The 14,964-nt window shown below is 70.1% G+C and carries 17 protein-coding genes; 9 read left to right on the top strand and 8 right to left on the bottom strand.

Annotated elements, in window-relative coordinates; genetic code table 11:
- Positions 1 to 110: 110 nt before the first annotated feature.
- On the bottom strand, positions 111 to 1,001 hold the full coding sequence (locus tag ACIRGA_RS34045) for a TIGR03854 family LLM class F420-dependent oxidoreductase (RefSeq protein ID WP_400949167.1): 891 nt from the start codon (positions 999 to 1,001) through the stop codon (positions 111 to 113).
- A 138-nt stretch (positions 1,002 to 1,139) separates the two neighbouring features.
- Here ACIRGA_RS34045 and ACIRGA_RS34040 point away from each other — a divergent pair, with 138 nt between their 5' ends.
- The gene (locus ACIRGA_RS34040; protein WP_400949165.1) at positions 1,140 to 1,886 is read left to right on the top strand and encodes a thioesterase II family protein; all 747 of its coding nucleotides are present in this window, start codon (positions 1,140 to 1,142) and stop codon (positions 1,884 to 1,886) included.
- Here ACIRGA_RS34040 and ACIRGA_RS34035 read toward each other — a convergent pair.
- Entirely contained in the window at positions 1,876 to 4,587 is a 2,712-nt protein-coding gene (locus ACIRGA_RS34035) for an ATP-binding protein (protein WP_400949163.1), read from the bottom strand. The two genes, ACIRGA_RS34040 and ACIRGA_RS34035, sit on opposite strands and share 11 nt — an antisense overlap.
- Positions 4,588 to 4,698: 111 nt before the next feature.
- On the opposite strand from ACIRGA_RS34035, the gene ACIRGA_RS34030 reads away from it, so the two are divergent.
- Both ACIRGA_RS34030 and ACIRGA_RS34025 read left to right on the top strand, forming a co-directional pair.
- The gene (locus ACIRGA_RS34030; RefSeq protein WP_400949161.1) at positions 4,699 to 5,295 is read left to right on the top strand and encodes a hypothetical protein; all 597 of its coding nucleotides are present in this window, start codon (positions 4,699 to 4,701) and stop codon (positions 5,293 to 5,295) included.
- A complete protein-coding gene (locus ACIRGA_RS34025; RefSeq protein WP_400949158.1) occupies positions 5,292 to 5,804 on the top strand; it encodes a YceI family protein in 513 nt (170 codons plus the stop codon). The genes ACIRGA_RS34030 and ACIRGA_RS34025 overlap by 4 nt, the downstream gene beginning before the upstream one ends.
- Here the strand turns inward: ACIRGA_RS34025 and ACIRGA_RS34020 are convergent, their stop codons facing one another.
- Both ACIRGA_RS34020 and ACIRGA_RS34015 read right to left on the bottom strand, forming a co-directional pair.
- Positions 5,805 to 6,236, bottom strand: a complete 432-nt coding sequence (locus ACIRGA_RS34020; RefSeq protein ID WP_400949155.1) for a DUF6292 family protein — start codon at positions 6,234 to 6,236, stop codon at positions 5,805 to 5,807. It abuts the gene before it with no gap.
- 100 nt (positions 6,237 to 6,336) lie between these two features.
- Entirely contained in the window at positions 6,337 to 6,780 is a 444-nt protein-coding gene (locus ACIRGA_RS34015) for a MarR family winged helix-turn-helix transcriptional regulator (RefSeq protein WP_400949197.1), read from the bottom strand.
- Positions 6,781 to 6,884: 104 nt separating this feature from the next.
- Here ACIRGA_RS34015 and ACIRGA_RS34010 point away from each other — a divergent pair, with 104 nt between their 5' ends.
- The gene (locus ACIRGA_RS34010) at positions 6,885 to 7,283 is read left to right on the top strand and encodes a DUF5313 domain-containing protein (RefSeq protein WP_400949153.1); all 399 of its coding nucleotides are present in this window, start codon (positions 6,885 to 6,887) and stop codon (positions 7,281 to 7,283) included.
- Between the two features lie 233 nt (positions 7,284 to 7,516).
- Here ACIRGA_RS34010 and ACIRGA_RS34005 read toward each other — a convergent pair whose 3' ends face one another.
- Positions 7,517 to 8,155: a hypothetical protein gene (locus ACIRGA_RS34005; protein WP_400949151.1), complete on the bottom strand. Its 639-nt coding sequence runs from the start codon at positions 8,153 to 8,155 to the stop codon at positions 7,517 to 7,519.
- Between the two features lie 406 nt (positions 8,156 to 8,561).
- Here ACIRGA_RS34005 and ACIRGA_RS34000 point away from each other — a divergent pair, with 406 nt between their 5' ends.
- Positions 8,562 to 9,524 carry an RluA family pseudouridine synthase gene (locus tag ACIRGA_RS34000; RefSeq protein WP_400949148.1) on the top strand — a complete coding sequence of 321 codons (963 nt, stop codon included), beginning with the start codon at positions 8,562 to 8,564 and terminating at the stop codon, positions 9,522 to 9,524.
- 38 nt (positions 9,525 to 9,562) lie between these two features.
- Here ACIRGA_RS34000 and ACIRGA_RS33995 read toward each other — a convergent pair whose 3' ends face one another.
- The gene (locus ACIRGA_RS33995) at positions 9,563 to 10,168 is read right to left on the bottom strand and encodes a hypothetical protein (protein WP_400949146.1); all 606 of its coding nucleotides are present in this window, start codon (positions 10,166 to 10,168) and stop codon (positions 9,563 to 9,565) included.
- 30 nt (positions 10,169 to 10,198) lie between these two features.
- Here ACIRGA_RS33995 and ACIRGA_RS33990 point away from each other — a divergent pair, with 30 nt between their 5' ends.
- Complete coding sequence (locus ACIRGA_RS33990; RefSeq protein ID WP_400949144.1) at positions 10,199 to 10,429, top strand: hypothetical protein; 231 nt, start codon at positions 10,199 to 10,201, stop codon at positions 10,427 to 10,429.
- A gap of 57 nt (positions 10,430 to 10,486) precedes the next feature.
- Here ACIRGA_RS33990 and ACIRGA_RS33985 read toward each other — a convergent pair whose 3' ends face one another.
- Positions 10,487 to 11,266: an alpha/beta fold hydrolase gene (locus ACIRGA_RS33985; RefSeq protein ID WP_400949142.1), complete on the bottom strand. Its 780-nt coding sequence runs from the start codon at positions 11,264 to 11,266 to the stop codon at positions 10,487 to 10,489.
- A 100-nt stretch (positions 11,267 to 11,366) separates the two neighbouring features.
- Here ACIRGA_RS33985 and ACIRGA_RS33980 point away from each other — a divergent pair, with 100 nt between their 5' ends.
- The 3 genes from ACIRGA_RS33980 to ACIRGA_RS33970 all read left to right on the top strand — a co-directional run bounded on the left by ACIRGA_RS33980 (position 11,367) and on the right by ACIRGA_RS33970 (position 13,658).
- A complete protein-coding gene (locus ACIRGA_RS33980) occupies positions 11,367 to 12,287 on the top strand; it encodes a hypothetical protein (RefSeq protein ID WP_400949140.1) in 921 nt (306 codons plus the stop codon).
- Positions 12,288 to 12,403: 116 nt separating this feature from the next.
- A complete protein-coding gene (locus ACIRGA_RS33975) occupies positions 12,404 to 12,961 on the top strand; it encodes an HAD family acid phosphatase (protein ID WP_400949138.1) in 558 nt (185 codons plus the stop codon).
- Positions 12,962 to 13,031: 70 nt separating this feature from the next.
- Positions 13,032 to 13,658 carry an alpha-ketoglutarate-dependent dioxygenase AlkB gene (locus tag ACIRGA_RS33970; protein WP_400949136.1) on the top strand — a complete coding sequence of 209 codons (627 nt, stop codon included), beginning with the start codon at positions 13,032 to 13,034 and terminating at the stop codon, positions 13,656 to 13,658.
- A gap of 3 nt (positions 13,659 to 13,661) precedes the next feature.
- Here ACIRGA_RS33970 and ACIRGA_RS33965 read toward each other — a convergent pair whose 3' ends face one another.
- Positions 13,662 to 14,936, bottom strand: coding sequence for a cytochrome P450 (locus ACIRGA_RS33965; protein ID WP_400949134.1), 1,275 nt, complete (start codon positions 14,934 to 14,936; stop codon positions 13,662 to 13,664).
- Between the last annotated feature and the right edge of the window lie 28 nt (positions 14,937 to 14,964).

Below are 14,964 nucleotides of genomic sequence, written 5' to 3'. Positions count from 1 at the left end.
CGGCCCCAGGGGGGGGGGGGGCCGCCCCGCCGGGGGGGGGGGGGGGGGGGGGGGGGGGGGCCCCCCCCCCCCCCCCCCCCCCCCCCCCCCCCACGACCAGGGTGACCCACTCAGTTCTGCAGCGGGACGGCGTGCTCGACGAAGTTCTCCACGAACCGCTCGATCGGCTCCGGCCCGGCCGGGTACAGCACGAACTTGCTCAGCCCGGCGTCGATGTGCTCGGCGATCAGGTCGCGGGCGGCGCTCCAGCCGTCCGCGATCAGCCGGGAAGGATCGGCATCGGACCGTGCCGCGACCGAAGCCGCGAGCGCGTCCGGGATCCCGTCCTCCGCGACGAGGAGGCTGATACCGAAATGGTCGGCCTCGACCTCCCGGTCCGCCTCGGCGGCGGCCTCCTGGATCGCCTCGCGGCCGGCGCGCGCCTCCTCCGGCGTGAGGAAACTGGCCAGCCAGCCGTCCGCGAGCCTGCCGACCCGCCGCAGCGCGCCGGGTGCCTTCCCGCCGAGCCACAGGTCGAGCCGGTTGACCGGCGGAAGGCCTAGCCCCGTGCCTTCGACGCGGAAGAACTCGCCTTCGAAGGTCACCTCTTCCTGGGAGAGCAAGGCCCTGATCAGCCGCAACGACTCGTCGAACACCGCGGCGCGGCGCCCTTGCGGCACCGGGAACAACGGCAGTTCCGCGGCGCGCGCGGGCTTCAGGCCGAAGACCGGAAGAACCCTTTTCGGCGCGAGCGCGGCGAGCGAGGCGAGCTGTTTGGCGACCAGCACCGGATCACGGCCCGGCAGCACCATCACCCCGGTGCCGACCTTCAGTCTCGTGGTGCGGGCGAGCGCGTGCGTCAGCCCGACGACCGGATCGATCCTGGGCGAGTACACCGCCTCGGGCAGCCAAAGCGAATCGACGCCCGCCCGCTCCAGCAGATCGACCGCGGCGCCGAACTCCCCGGGCGCCGTCCCGGTCCCCAGACCCGCACCGATCCTGATCTTCAGGTCCTCCGCCACATCCGCTCCCATCCGCCGAGCCCCGGTGTCCAGTGTTCCCAGCGTGAACAACCCCGCACAAGCATGGACGCATTCCGCGAATCCCCCGTACATTCCAGTGTCGTGCGGGTCGTTCCCGCACGGATTGGGGGATTTTCGATGGCAGGACAGGCTCTGAGCAGTTGGACGCGCTGCTTCCATCCGGCGCCGTCGGCCGGGATGCGGCTCCTCGCCTTCCCGCACGCCGGTGGATCGGCGAGCGCGTACCGCTCGTTTTCGGCCGCTCTCTCACCCACCGTCGAGGTGCACACCGCCCAGTACCCGGGGCGACAGGACCGCATGGGCGAGCCGGTCATCGACGACCTGCACGTCCTCGCCGAGCAACTGGTGGACGTCGTCGCCGCGTTCCGGGAACCCTTCGCCCTCTTCGGCCACAGCATGGGCGCCATCGCCGCGTTCGAGGTCGCGCGCCGGCTCGAAGCACGCGGCATCGTGGCGGCGGCATTGTTCGTCTCGGCCCGCCGAGGTCCGGACGTGTGGAAGGAGAAGTCGCATCACCTCGCTGACGACGACACCTTTCTCAAGGAGGTCAGCCGTCTCGGTGGCACGGACCCCACGGTCTTCGACGACCCGGACATCCGCGCGCTCGCGTTGCCCGCGCTGCGCGGCGACTACAAGGCCGTCGAGACCTACCGGTACCGGCCCGGCCCCGACGTGAGCTGCCCGATCGTGGCGCTCGCGGGCGACGCGGACCCGGTCCTGGAACTGCCGGACGCCGAAAACTGGGGCGAGCACACCAGCGGCTCCTTCGAGCTGGAGGTGTTCGAAGGCGGTCACTTCTTCCTCGACGACAACCTGGACGCCGTCGCCGCGCGCATCCTCGGCAAGCTGACCGTCAGTCCCTGAGGCCTTCCCTGCTCGCCCACGCGACGACCTCGGTCCGGTTCGCCAGGCCCAGCTTCGCCAGAATGCTCCGGACGTGGCTTTCCACCGTCCGTTCGGAAAGCACCAGCTTTTCGGCGATCCGGCGGTTGCTCATCGCGTCGGCGAGCAGGACCACGATCTCGCGTTCCCGTCCGGTGAGCGGGTCCGCGGCGCGGCGTTCGACGCGGATCCGGTCGAGCAGCGCCGCGGCCCGCGCGTGCGGTCCCGGCATGGCCAGCCGACGGAACTCGTCGAGGGCCTCGCGCGCGATCCCTCGCGCACGCACGAAATCGCGCCGGGCGACCAGGACTTCGGCGAGCAGCAACCTCGTCTGGGCGACAGAGGGCCGCGCGCCGATGCCTTCGTTCACGGCGATGGCCTGCTCGGCCAGCCGCACCGCCTCGTCGTGGCGGCCCAGCAGGGCGTTGAGCCGGGCGGGGTGCTCCAGGCTCGATCCGGTGCAGAAGACACCCGCGCCGCTCGACACGGTCGGACGCACCTCTTCGAGGCGCCGCAACAGGTATTCCGCCATCTCGACGTCGTGGAAGGCCTCGACGAGCGGCACGAGGTTGGGCAGCGCACCGGTGGTGTGCAGCGCGAACTCCGGGCTCCGCACCAGCGGGACCAGCTGTTCGTACCGGACCCTCGCCTCGTCGAGGTCGCCCACGAGCAGGCTCAGCAACGGCCGGGAGACCAAGGTGACCGGCAGATGCGGCGCCCGCTCCAGCAAACCCGCGTAATCCCCTCGCAGATCGCCGGGATCACCGGTGAGCAGCACGAGCTGCGTGCGGAACGCGTAGGACATCCCTTTCGCGGAGAAGTCGTCCGCGAGTTCGGTGTCCGCCAGTTCCTCCGCCGCGATGTCGAGTTCGCGTGCCTCGGCCAGATCTCCGCGCAACGCCAGCACCGAACTGCGCAGCCGCAGATCATGCCAGCGGACCAGCGGCAACCTCGTCAACCGCGCCAGCGTGGTCACCGCGACGAGTTCGTCGTCGACGAGCGCCATCCGCCCGTCCGCCAAGGCGGCGTCGATCCGCCATTTGTGGCCCCACAAGGAAACCAGCGGCTGCCCGGTCCGCGAGCCCAGCTCGGCCGCGAGCGCGCCGAGCCGCAGCCGTTCGGACAGCGGAAGCCGGTCCGGAGCGACCTTCATCCGGGCACGGACGGCGTCGACCAGTGCCTCCGGATCGCCTGATTCCTCAGCGAGCGCGAAGGCTTCGTCGGCGAGCTTCCCCGCGTCGGCGAACCGGCCGTAGTCGGCTTCCACCGACGCGCTGTGCGCCAGCAGGCGTGCCCGCGTCGTCCGGTCGACCCCGTCCACGGCGAGCGCGCGGACGGCGAGGTCGCGGATGCCGGGCAGGAGATCCGGCGCGGCGACGTCGCGGACCACCAGTGCCGCGCGGGCGAGCAGCCCCGCGTCGGCGGCGCGGCGGGCATGGTCGAGGCTGCGCGCGAACCGGCCGGTCCGGTATTCGGCGACGGCGAGATCGAGCAGCAGCCCGGCACGGTCCACTTCGGACAGTCCGGCCTTCGCGCGGGCGTCCAGCGCCATCGCGAGGAAGCGTGCCGCTTCGTCGAAGGCCAGTGCCCGGTTCGCTTTCGCGGCAGCGATCGCCGCCCACTCCGCCGTCTTCTCCGGCGCGGACGCCGAACGCAGCCAATGCCCGGCGACCGTCCCGGCGAGCGCGGGTTCACGCCGGGCGTGCCCTTCGAGCGCGGCCGCGGCGCGACCGTGCAACGCTTCCCGTTCGGCTTGGCCGAGATCCGCGTAGATCCCGTCGCGGACGACGGCGTGCGCGAACCGGCCGGAACCCAGCACCCCCGCCTTTTCGGCTTGATCGAGCCCGTCGGCGACCGCCTCGAACGGCAGGCCGGAGATCTCCGCGAGCAAGGAGGCTTCGACGTCTTCGCCGAGCACCGCGGCGATGGCGAGCAGCCGCCGCACCTCCGGTCCGAGGGCCGCCACCGCGGCACGGACGAGGTGGCCGAGCTCGGCTCTGCCCGCCGAACGCGCGATCGCGCCGAGGTAGAGCGGGTTCCCGCCGGACCGGCGATACGCCTCGCGCGCTTCCTCGTCCGCCAGTCCGGTGAGCAGTACCCGGGCGTCGGACTCGGCCAGGGGCGGCAGCGAGATGCTCCGCGCGCCCGGCCGGCGCAGGAGATCCGGCAGGGCGGCGTCCAGCGCGGGAGTGTGCCCGGTGTCCCGGTGCGTCGCGATCACGGCCAGCTTCGAGCGCCGCAACTCCCCCGCCAGATGCCGCAACAGCCGCAACGACGCCTCGTCGGCCCAGTGCAGGTCTTCGAGGACGACGACCAGGCCCGCCGGTTCCGCCGCGGCCACCAGCGCGTCCGACGCGGCGGCCACCAACCGGAACCGCGCCGCCTGGACGTCGCCGGTGCCCTCGGTCTCGGCGAAAGCGGTCTTCACGGCCGAATCGACCGACGGCAGTGCCTCGACGACGCGGCGCCACGGCCACAGCGGCGGCGCACCCGGATCATCCGCGCACCGGCCCCACACGACGGCGGACGCCTCGGCCGTCGCCTCTTCGACCAGGCGGGTCTTGCCGATCCCGGGCGGCCCCGAGACGAGCACGAGCCCGCCGGAACCCGCGGCGGCGTCGGCGAGCCTGCCGCGCAGACTCGCCAGCTCGCCCTCCCGGCCCACGAACGGTTCCCGGTGCACGGAAGGAGTATCGCCCTCCGGGCCCGATTCCGTACCGCCCTGCGTACTGGCACTGATGCCCTGAGGCCGCTGGGAGCGCAGGGTCGGCACGTCCGACGGGAAGGAAAACCCATGTACGCCACCGTCCATCAGTTCCGGCGTTCGCACGCCGACGAGCCCGAAGGCTGGGGCCACGCCCTCGCCGCCGAACTCCACCCCGGCACCGGATCGCCGGGCACCTGCACCCTCGCCGAGGTCGGCGGCCTGACCGGGCTCGTCGTCGCGTTGTGGCGCGACCGCGGCTCCGCGCTCGCCGCCGCGGACCACCTCGTCGCTCGTGTCTACGACGCCCGTGTCTACGAGGTCTCCGACGCCGAAAGCGGCGCGGCCGAGCCCAGGATCGCGCAGGCGACCTGGTTCGACCGGCCGCTCACCCGGGCACAGGCCGACGCCGCCGAGTTCGGCGGGCGAGAGCGGATCCGGCCCGCCGTGCGGGAGCTCGACGGGGTCGGCGGGTTCTACGTCCTGACCGCCGAAGACCGGTCCAGCCTCGTACTCGGCTTCACAGCGTCGATCGAGGCGATGGAGGCCATGCAGAAAGTGGTCATGAGCACGGAGTTGCTGCCCGGCGAGGATCCCGCGCTGCTGCCGGGCCCGGACCGGGTCGACGTCCACCGCGTGCTCCACACGTCCCTGCCCTCGCTCGGCCTGGTGGGTGAGCCGCGATGACCGCCGGGACGTCCGCCCGGGTCGGCACCTGGACCGTGCTCGCCGACCGGACCTCGGCCACGTTCACCGTCCGGAATTTCGGGTTCCGCGTGGTCCGCGGATCGATCCCGGTCGACCTGGGCTCGGTGCGGGTCTCCTCGGACGGCGTCATCGCGGTCGAAGCGGCCTTGGATCTCGACAAGATCGACACCGGGAACGCCAAACGCGACGCCGACCTGCGTAAACCCGGTCTGCTGGCGATCGACGCGCAGCCCGTGCTGACCTTCGCGGCGAACCGGATCGAGGGTGGCCCCGGCGAGTGGACGATCGAAGGCGCTCTCGGCGCACGCGGCGAGTCCTGTGCCCTCACGGTGACCGCGGCGGGGCCGGAAGACAACGGCGACGGCACCTGGCGGGTGCGCGCCGGCGCCGTCTTCGACCGGCGGGCGATCGGTCTCCGCGCGCCGAGGTTCCTGATCGGCCGGGAGATCACGATCGCGCTCGACGTCGTCCTCTCGCCGCCTGGCTGATCAGGCCCAGGCCGCGAGTTCCTTGGCGAGCGAGGACGGTCCGGCGGCGGTGCGCAACGCCGGCGGACCGGGCCAGCAGTCCTGGTGGTCGCCGGTGCGGAGGGTCTCGGCGAAGCGCGCCACCAGGCGCGGGTGCGACGCCACCGTCCTGCCGCCGAGGTAGGCGACGACGACGTGGTGATCGTCGTCCGCGTGCGTCGCCACGGCGGCCGACCAACCGTGCTCTTCGTGCCACATCAGGTCGACGTCGCGCTCAGGAAAGCCCGGGAGGCGCCAGTTCAGCCTCAACCGGGCGGTGACCGGACCGGTGAGGTCGACCGTGCCCGAATCCATCCGTATCCCCAATGCCGCGGCCACGTCCTCCAGGTAGGCGTTCAGCCTGGTCTTGAGCTCCAGACCTGCTTCCGTGGGCGCGGGGGTCGAGGTGGTCACGGTCCCTCATCTTCCTGTCACTTTGAGTTGGCGTGACGGGAATTACCCACCCCGGAGCCGCTTCACACCCTCATTTCGTCACGCCACGGTTTCGGTTCGCTCAAGCCGTGGCTTCGATGACCCGGGTGAGGGCCTTGTGCAGCGCTTCCAGCTCGGAGACCTCCATGCCGAGCTTCTCCACGACGCGATACGGGATCTTTTCCGCCTCCGCGCGCAACGCGCGACCGGATTCCGTCAGCTCGACCGTCAGCAGCCGCTCGTCCTCGGAGCTACGCCGGCGAGTGACGTAACCGATCGCTTCCAGCCGCTTGAGCAGCGGTGACAGCGTCGCGGGTTCGGCGCGCAGGGCGACGCTCAGGTCCTTGACCGCCTGCGGGCCCCGCTCCCACAGCGCCAGCATGACCAGGTACTGCGGATGGGTGAGCCCATGAGGTTCCAGCAGCGGACGATAAATGGCGATGACGCTGCGCGACGCGACCGACAGCGCGAAACACACCTGACGCTCCAGCGCGAGCGGATCCTCGCCCAGATCGATCGACTTCATCTCCGGCCCCTCCGAGTTCATGCCGCCGATCCTAGCCGTGACACTAATGTTTAGCGTACTAATCATTAGTGTACTGTGAAGGCATCGAAGGAAGGAGTCGCCCGATGCCCCGCAAGCGCCCGGACGTGTTCCGCTGGCTGTGGTACTCACTCGGCGGCAGGCTGCCCGAGCGCTACCACGACTGGATCCTCCACGACGCGACCACCGGGAGCTGGCGCTGGCGGCACGTCGCCCGCAGCACGGTGATGATCGCCCCGCTCTGCGCGGTGTGGCTGCTCCTGCCCGGCCCGCTCCCCCTGCGGCTGGCGATCGTGCTGATGGCCGCGCTCGTGGCGTACTTCTACTCGATGGCCTACATGGAGGAGAGCATCGAGCACCGGCTCGCCAAGAACGGCTTCCCGCCGGGCATCGGCCGCCGGACCCGGGCGGAGGCCGTCGCGGTCGCGGAAGCCGAGGTGACCGAGCGATACCTCGCGCGGTACCGGGACCAGCCGAACGCCTGACCCGCCGCTTTCGTCGCCGCCGGTGTCGCGAAAGCCACTTTCGGGACATCAGGCGTCGCGAAAGTGGCTTTCGCGACGTCCGGAGCAGGCGGCGGTCAGGCAGCGCGACGCATCCGGGCCTCGGCGGCACGGTGCGCGGCCACGAGTTCCGCGGCGACACGCTGGGGTTCCGTTCGCAAGCGGCTGGGCAAGGTCTGCAGGACCACGATGCCGGCGGCCGCATACCTGGCGTTTCACGCTATCGTCGCGGCGTACTGCTGCTTGCCGAAGTGGAAGTCGTAGGAATCGATCTCCCAGGCCAAGCCCGCCGCCACGAAGTAGCCGTCGGGCGTCGCGATGTACTCACCGTTCTCGTCCCGCAGCTCGTGATTCCACAAGGGTTCCGGCAAGCCGCTCATACGCCACACCTTCATCGCGTCGACCTCCGCCGCCGACCGGGCCCCGTCGGCGATCCGATGCAACGCCTCGCGCGGGATCGCGGTACCGCGGCTGCTCCCGGCGTCGAGTTCGGCGAACAGCTCCGCAAGGCTCGCACCCCGCTGCACCGCTTCGGCCAGCAGAGCGGAAACCTCTTGTCGCGAGCCGAGGCGACGGCACTCGTCGAGGACCGATCTGACCAAAGGCGCCAGTGGCACACCGCCGGACACGGCGGCCTGCGGCAGCCGGGTCGTGCGTTCGATGATCACGTGCCCGGAACTGCCTACCTTGTGCTCGAGAGGCACGAGCAGGTGGACACGGAAAGCACCGTCAGGCAGCATTTTCAACCCGTGCCGACGGCACGAGGCAGCTCCCGTCACCACTGCGTCCGGCCCGGCATAGAGCAGGGCCGCATCGACCAGCTGACGTCGGGTCGGCTCGCCGGAATTCAGCATCAAGACTCCCGGGAGCAGTCGCCGCCACTGCTTACCCGGACGGCACCGGCGATAACAGGTCCTCGATGGAACGCCGAGTTCCGTCAACCGGGCGACGGTGATCACGCCACCACGACTGCGTTGGTAGAGGCCCTCGGGATCACGGGCCCAATCTCCGGACTTCACCCCATGATCGTCGGCTCCCCAGTCCTCGGTCGCCAGTACCTTTCGCCCGGCCTGTGGACAACTCGCCACACCAGCCCCACTGTGGATAAGTCCCGTGGCATCCGACGACTCGGGGGTGTCGCGAAAGTGGCTTTCGCGACACCCCCGAAACGCGCTGGCAACGCCCGGAGCATCCCGCCGAGCCCTACGGCAGCCGCCCACGACCAGGCAGGACGAGCCGTCGCGGCTAGAGTGCGCGGTGATGAGACACAAGCTCCGCCCGCCGCTCCCGCCCCGCCACGGGCTCGATCCCGCGAGGCTCAAGATGCCCGCCGAGGGGCCGTGGTCGACGTTGCGTGAGCACCTCGTCGAGCGGCTTCCCCGCGTCGCGCCCGAACGGATCGCGGAGATGCTCCGGGAGGAGCGCATCGTCGGGCTGGACGGGCCACTCGGCGTCGATTCGCCGTTCGTGCCGGACTCGTTCATCTGGTTCCATCGCGACCTGCCCGACGAGGTCGAGGTGCCGTTCGAGGTTTCCGTGCTGCACCGCGACGAACATTTCCTCATCGCCGACAAACCGCATTTCCTAGCGACGATCCCGCGCGGAAGGCACATCCTGCAGACCGCGCTCGTGCGCCTGCGCCGCGAACTCGACCTCCCGCGGCTCACCCCCGCGCACCGGCTCGACCGGGTCACCGCGGGGCTCATCCTGTTCGTGATCACCCCCGAAGTCCGCGGCAAGTACCAGACGATGTTCCGAGACCGCTTGGTGCACAAGGAATACGACGCTATCGCGCGGTACGACCCGGCCGTCGCGATGCCGCGCGACATCAGCAGCCGCATCGTCAAGGAACGCGGAGTCATCGCCGCGCAGGAGGTCGACGGGCCGCCCAACGCCGAGACCCGCGTGGAGCTGATCGAGCACCGCGACGGCCTCGGCCGCTACCGCCTGACCCCCGCGACCGGCCGCACCCACCAGCTCAGGCTCCACATGAGCGGCCTCGGGTTGCCGATCCTCGGCGACGACTTCTACCCGGAGCTGACCGAAACCCCGCTCGACGACTTCACCGAACCGTTGCAGCTGCTGGCGAAGGTCCTCGAGTTCACCGATCCGGTCACCGGGGAACGCCGCCGGTTCGAAAGCCGGCGGACGCTGCAGGCGTGGACGGATCTCGACGCGTGGCGCCGCGGCCCGGAACGGGTCGTGAGTGGCGATTCGGGTTAGAACACGAATCGCCACTCACGACCAACGGGACCGAAGGCTCACTTACGCCAGAACTTGATCCCGCTCCACGTCACCTTGACCGGTCCGGCGCCACTGGCCGTCCGGTAGGCGCCGAACTTGTCGTAGTAGCTCCCGGCGCTGCTGCTCACGGTCTGCTTCAGCGAGCCGTTGATGTACACCTTGTGCGTGCTCCCGACCTGGTGCACCGTGTTGACCCGCACCGACGTCCCGACGGTCGCCCCGCTCCCCACGGTCTCCCCGCCGTGAACCGCGTAGAGCCGCCCGCCGCGTTCGACTGCGAGCATGAAGTACGGTCCGGCGGTCGGCGCGTCGCGGAAGGTCTGCTTCAGGCTGATCCGGGTGCCAGCCATGCTGGTGATCCGGAACGATCCCTCGAACTGCCGGGTCCCGCCGGTATAGGTCACGTAGCGCCGTTCCGCGCGTTGGTCCCCGCTTCCGGTGGAGCAGGTCAGCTCGAAGTTCAGCCCGTCGACGGTCCCGCAGCCGCGCTCCTGGACGTTGAACGACGGATTCTCCGCCGTCCACGGCCCGGTGCCGACCTGGGCGTTCGCCGGCATCGCCGACGCGATCAGGCCGAGCACGGCCGCCGTGACCACCCCGGCGGTCCGAAGTCGTCTCCGCATCCTGCCTCCTGCACACTCAGGGCGGCGGTGATGGTCCAGACCAGGACCAGGCTGCGACTGTACGAGCACGGGCCGTCGCCGGACAAGACGTTGACGCCCCGGCGTCCCGCTGATCGGGTAACGACGGTGATCCTCTCCTTGACGGTCCTCGAAGGACTGGCGGCCGGGACGATCGACCTGGCCTTCCGGCGCGGAGTCGGCGAACAAGGACGTCGAAGCCTTCGCGGGCGATTGTCCAAGATGGACAGAACGTGGGCGTGACGCTCAGTCTCGAAGTCGGCTACCGGATCTCCCCGCGCGGCGCGGCCTGTCCGCGTCTCATCGAGGATCCCGGTAGAACGCGCTGAGTTCCGGCACGAGCCGCTCCGGCGCGACACTGTGGAACTCGCCGTCCAGCTCGACCTGCCGCGCTCCTGGGACCGTCTTGGCCGCGGCGAGAGCGGCGGCCTTCAGCCAATCGGTGCTGCCGTTGCTGTTCACCACGAGCACGGGCGTCGCGATCGACGCCAGTTCGCCCGGCACCTTGGAGTCCCTCATCACGAAGGCGTCGTAGACGAGCGTGGGCGCGAACGATCGCAGCTCCGCCCACATCGGTGTCTCCTTGGCCGCGGCGACGGCCTCCGCCGGGGTGCCGACCGCGGCCATCGTGAACAGCGCGACGGCGTCGTCCCACCGGTCCGCCGCGACCAGCTCGCGCATCTCGTCGGCATACCCGGCAGGGACTTCTTCCGTCTCGCCGCGATAAGGCGGCTCGAAGACCGACAGGCGCGTCATCGGCACTCCCGCCGCGGCCGCGAGGAGCGCCAGCGCGCCGCCGGAGGAGATGCCGTGCACGATCACCGGCTCACCGAGTGAGGCGACGACCGCGGCCAGGTCCTCGATCTCACGCTCGACCGCGTACGGCGCGGTGTCCCCGCTGTCACCCCGTCCCCGGCGGTCGTAGGTCACCACCGAGAACTCCGCCGCCAGCTCCGCGACCAGCGGTTCGTCGCCACGGCGGTCGTTGCCCGCGCCCGCCACGACGACGACCACCGGGCCTGCTCCACGCCGTTCGAGCGCGATCGGCGTTCCGTCGGCGGACTTGACTGTGTCGATCATGGGACCATTCTGCCCGGCCTCCCCCGCGGGCGCTGTCAACCGGCGAAAGACGGTGGTGTGCCGTGAACCTTCGTTGCACACTGTCGCGGCGAGGTGAGCCATGCCCCAGACCGACGAGTTCGCCGAGGCGCTGCGGACCGGGCCGTTCTGCCGCGCGTTGTCGATGGCGGTCCAGGCCCGCGGCCTCAGCCTCCGGCAGTTGCACTACCGCCTCCGCGCGCTGGGCGCCTCGGTGAGCGCGATGACGCTGAGTCATTGGCAGAGCGGTCGAAGCGTGCCGGAACGGGAGGAATCGCTCAGGGCGGTGGAAATCCTGGAAAAGGTGCTCGCGGTGCAGGCGGGATCCCTCCGCCGGCTGGTCGGCTCCCCGCGACCACGAGGTCGCGGCGTGCGGTCCGCGACACCGCTCCATCGATGGCATCGGGCGTGGGGACATCCGGCCTTTCTGCCGCCCTTGCTCGAAGAATTCCGGGACAGCCTGATGAACCCGGCCCGCAAGATCGACCTGCACGAGATCGTCCACGTGCGTCCGGACCGGCGCACCGGCCGCATCGTGGTGCGAGAGCTCATCGAGGCGAGGCAGGACCGCACGCACACGGTGATCCTCGCGGCCAGAAGCAAGCCGGGCGTTCCGCCGCCGCTGGTGGTCGAGGGCGTCCATTGCCGTCCCGGAACGGTGCTCGCACTCGACGAAGAAGGCTTCTCGCTGACGGAATTGGTACTGGACAGGACTTTGCGGCGCGGCGAACGGCTGGCCATCGACTTCGTCCAGGAGTATCCGTCGCCGATAGTCGCCGACCACCACCACCGCAGGCTCACGGAATCCGTGGGTCACTACCACGGTGAGGTCGTCTTCGCTCCCGCGACGGAGCCGGTCGCGTGCCGGACCTGGCGGGCCCGCACGCCCGAAAACCGGACCACCGGGTGGATCGCCGTACGCCCCGACGCCGAGCACGCCGTCCACGTGTCGCGGCGGAACGCAGCCCCCGGAATCCACGGTCTCCACTGGAGCTGGGAATAGCGTTTCTCTGTTTACGGATTCTTTCGCCGAGGGTTTCCCACGCGGAGCCGCCTGGTTATGTTCGAGACGCACAGTTCTTGTGCCACAGGGAAAACCGCGACGAAAGCAGGTCCAAAGTGAACAGCAGAACCGCCCGCGTCCTCGCCATCACCGCCCTCACCGGCGCGGCGTTCGGCATCGCGGCTCCGAGCTCTTCGGCGAGCTCGGTGCCGAGCTACCGGACCTGGCTGTCCGACGTGCACACGGCGATGCAGGGCGGCACGACGTACCTCGACCAGCGGATCGCCAAGGGTGGCTCGAAACTGGCCGTCGTCACCGACATCGACAACACCGCTCTCGAGACCTACTACCATCCCGGCGAACCGACCGCGGACGTGCTCGCTTTCATCAAGCACGCCAAGGAAAAAGGGGTCTCGGTACTGGTGGCCAGTTACCGCTCCAGCGCGAGCGGCGCGAAAGAGGCGCTCACCGACGCCGGCTATCCGGTGGACCGCGTCTGCGTGCGCAAGAGCTCGGAGGCCCACGCGACCGAGACGAAACAGCGCTGCCGCAAGGAGTATGTCGCCGCCGGATACACCATCATCGCCAACGTCGGGAACCGTCCCGGCGACTTCACCGGCGGCAACTACGAAAAGGGCTTCAAGCTGCCCGACTACAACGAGCAGCTTTCCTAGCTCACGGCAGCTCGGCGAGAATCGAACAGGCGTTCGACAAACAGGCCGAACCGGGGTAGGTTCGGTTGCCATGACCCCCGCACTTCAAGGCTCGCTCTTCGACGAGTGCGCCACCCTCGGGCTCGGCTCGCTCGGCGCGCTCCGGCGCACCGAGCTGACCCGTGGCGCCTGGATCGACGTGCTGCCCGGCTGGCTCACCGGTGCGGACGAACTGTTCGCCCGCCTCGCCGAAGACGTGCCATGGCAGGCGGAACGGCGGCAGATGTACGACCGCGTCGTCGCCGTTCCCCGCCTGCTGAGCTACTACCGCGAGGGCATGCCGCTCCCCCACCCGATCCTCACGGAGGCGCGGGAGACGCTGTCGGCGCACTACGCGGAAGAGCTCGGCGAGCCGTTCGTGACCTCCGGTCTGTGCTTCTACCGGGACGGGCGGGACAGCGTCGCCTGGCACGGCGACGACACCGGCCGCTCCCGCACCGAGGACACCATGGTCGCGATCGTGTCGGTCGGCGCCGCCCGCCAGCTGGCGCTGCGCCCGCGTGGCGGGGGCGAGACCGTCCGGCACGCCCTCGGCCACGGCGACCTGATCGTCATGGGCGGCAGCTGCCAGCGCACCTGGGAACACGCCGTCCCCAAGACCGCCAAACCGGTCGGGCCGAGGATCAGCATCCAGTTCCGTCCGAGAGGAGTCGCCTGAAGATCAGTCCAGCAGCACGGGCAGCGCGTCGACGCCGTAGACGATCGAGACCTTCCGGAAGCCCACCTCGTCCGGATCGATCGCCAGCCGCATCTCCGGGAACCGGCGGACCAGCGCGGGATACGCGGTGCGCAGTTCCATCCTGGCCAGTTCGGCACCGATGCATCGGTGGATACCCCAGCCGAAGGCGAGATGCGATGTCGGCTCGCGGGTCGCGTCGAACGTCTCCATGTCCTCACCAAGGACGCCGTCGCGGTTCGCGACGCTGAGCGAGACCAGCACGATGTCGCCCTTCTCGATGCGGACGCCGCCGACCTCCATGTCCTCCTTGGCGAACCGCGGGAAGGCCATCTGCACCACGGTCAGATACCGCAGCAGCTCCTCGACGAACTTGTGGACTGCTCCGTCGTCGCCGCGCACGGTCTCGAACAGCGAGCGGTCCTTGAGCAGCACGAGCGCGCCGAGCGCGATCATGCTCGCCGTGGTCTCCAGCCCGCCGGTGAGCACGCCGTCGGCGAGGCCGGCCAGTTCGCGGTCATCGATCTCGTCGCCGTGCTCCTTGATGAGCATGCCGAGCAGGCCGTCGCCCGGGTTCTCACGCTGCTTCTTGACGATTTCGTCCAGATAGGACAGTGACTCGGTCATCGCGCCGAGCGACGCGCCCGCGCCGCCGAAGAGATCGAACCGCGCGGTGCTCAGCCGCTGGAAGTCGTCACGGTCCTCGTACGGAACGCCCAGCAGCTCACAGATCGTCAGCGACGGGATCGGCAGGGCGAAGGCCTCCCACAGGTCGACGGGGCCGTCCGCCTTCGCCATCGCGTCGAGCTGGTCGGCGACGATCTCGTCGATCCGCGGGGTCAGGCGCGACAGCCGCCGCATGGTGAACTCCGGCGTGAGCAGCCGCCGCAGCCGGGTGTGCACCGGCGGATCCGCGAATCCCAGCCCGCCGGGGTTCTGGTCTTCGGTCACGCCCGCGTTGCCGACCAGGTTCGTGAAGTCGTTGCTGAACTCGCTCACCTTGCCCAGCACGGCCTTGGCCTCGTCGTAGCCGGTGACCAGCCAGCCGTTCATCCCGAACGGCAGGTCGAGCCGGCTGATCGGCTCCGTCGCGCGGATCCGGCCCAGCTCGGCCACCGGGTCGAGACCGTCGCGCTTGAGCGGCAGCAGCGCGTTGTCCGGGATGATCGACATCTTGGCCAGGTCGAAGCCGTTCTTCTGCTGACGCGCGAGGTAGCGACGGCCGACCCAAGCCAGCACGCGCGAGCGAATGCTCCCCATACTCCGCACCCTACTCCAGGCGCCGATC

Origin of the sequence: Amycolatopsis sp. NPDC102389 (assembly GCF_044765885.1) — a bacterium.
Lineage (GTDB): Bacteria > Actinomycetota > Actinomycetes > Mycobacteriales > Pseudonocardiaceae > Amycolatopsis.
Note: the sequence above shows the minus strand (reverse complement) of the source record. Positions and strands in the feature narration are given on the sequence as shown.

Bases quoted from the DNA above. Each gene is read 5' to 3' on its own strand.
- ACIRGA_RS34010 (WP_400949153.1), top strand. From the start codon at position 6,885: ATGCCCCGCAAGCGCCCGGACGTGTTCCGCTGGCTGTGGTACTCACTC.
- ACIRGA_RS33990 (WP_400949144.1), top strand. From the start codon at position 10,199: ATGGTCCAGACCAGGACCAGGCTGCGACTGTACGAGCACGGGCCGTCG.
- ACIRGA_RS33970 (WP_400949136.1), top strand. From the start codon at position 13,032: ATGACCCCCGCACTTCAAGGCTCGCTCTTCGACGAGTGCGCCACCCTC.
- ACIRGA_RS33995 (WP_400949146.1), bottom strand. From the start codon at position 10,168: ATGCGGAGACGACTTCGGACCGCCGGGGTGGTCACGGCGGCCGTGCTC.
- ACIRGA_RS34025 (WP_400949158.1), top strand. From the start codon at position 5,292: ATGACCGCCGGGACGTCCGCCCGGGTCGGCACCTGGACCGTGCTCGCC.
- ACIRGA_RS34040 (WP_400949165.1), top strand. From the start codon at position 1,140: ATGGCAGGACAGGCTCTGAGCAGTTGGACGCGCTGCTTCCATCCGGCG.
- ACIRGA_RS33980 (WP_400949140.1), top strand. From the start codon at position 11,367: ATGCCCCAGACCGACGAGTTCGCCGAGGCGCTGCGGACCGGGCCGTTC.
- ACIRGA_RS34015 (WP_400949197.1), bottom strand. From the start codon at position 6,780: ATGAAGTCGATCGATCTGGGCGAGGATCCGCTCGCGCTGGAGCGTCAG.
- ACIRGA_RS33985 (WP_400949142.1), bottom strand. From the start codon at position 11,266: ATGATCGACACAGTCAAGTCCGCCGACGGAACGCCGATCGCGCTCGAA.
- ACIRGA_RS34000 (WP_400949148.1), top strand. From the start codon at position 8,562: ATGAGACACAAGCTCCGCCCGCCGCTCCCGCCCCGCCACGGGCTCGAT.
- ACIRGA_RS34030 (WP_400949161.1), top strand. From the start codon at position 4,699: ATGTACGCCACCGTCCATCAGTTCCGGCGTTCGCACGCCGACGAGCCC.
- ACIRGA_RS34005 (WP_400949151.1), bottom strand. From the start codon at position 8,155: ATGCTGAATTCCGGCGAGCCGACCCGACGTCAGCTGGTCGATGCGGCC.
- ACIRGA_RS33965 (WP_400949134.1), bottom strand. From the start codon at position 14,936: ATGGGGAGCATTCGCTCGCGCGTGCTGGCTTGGGTCGGCCGTCGCTAC.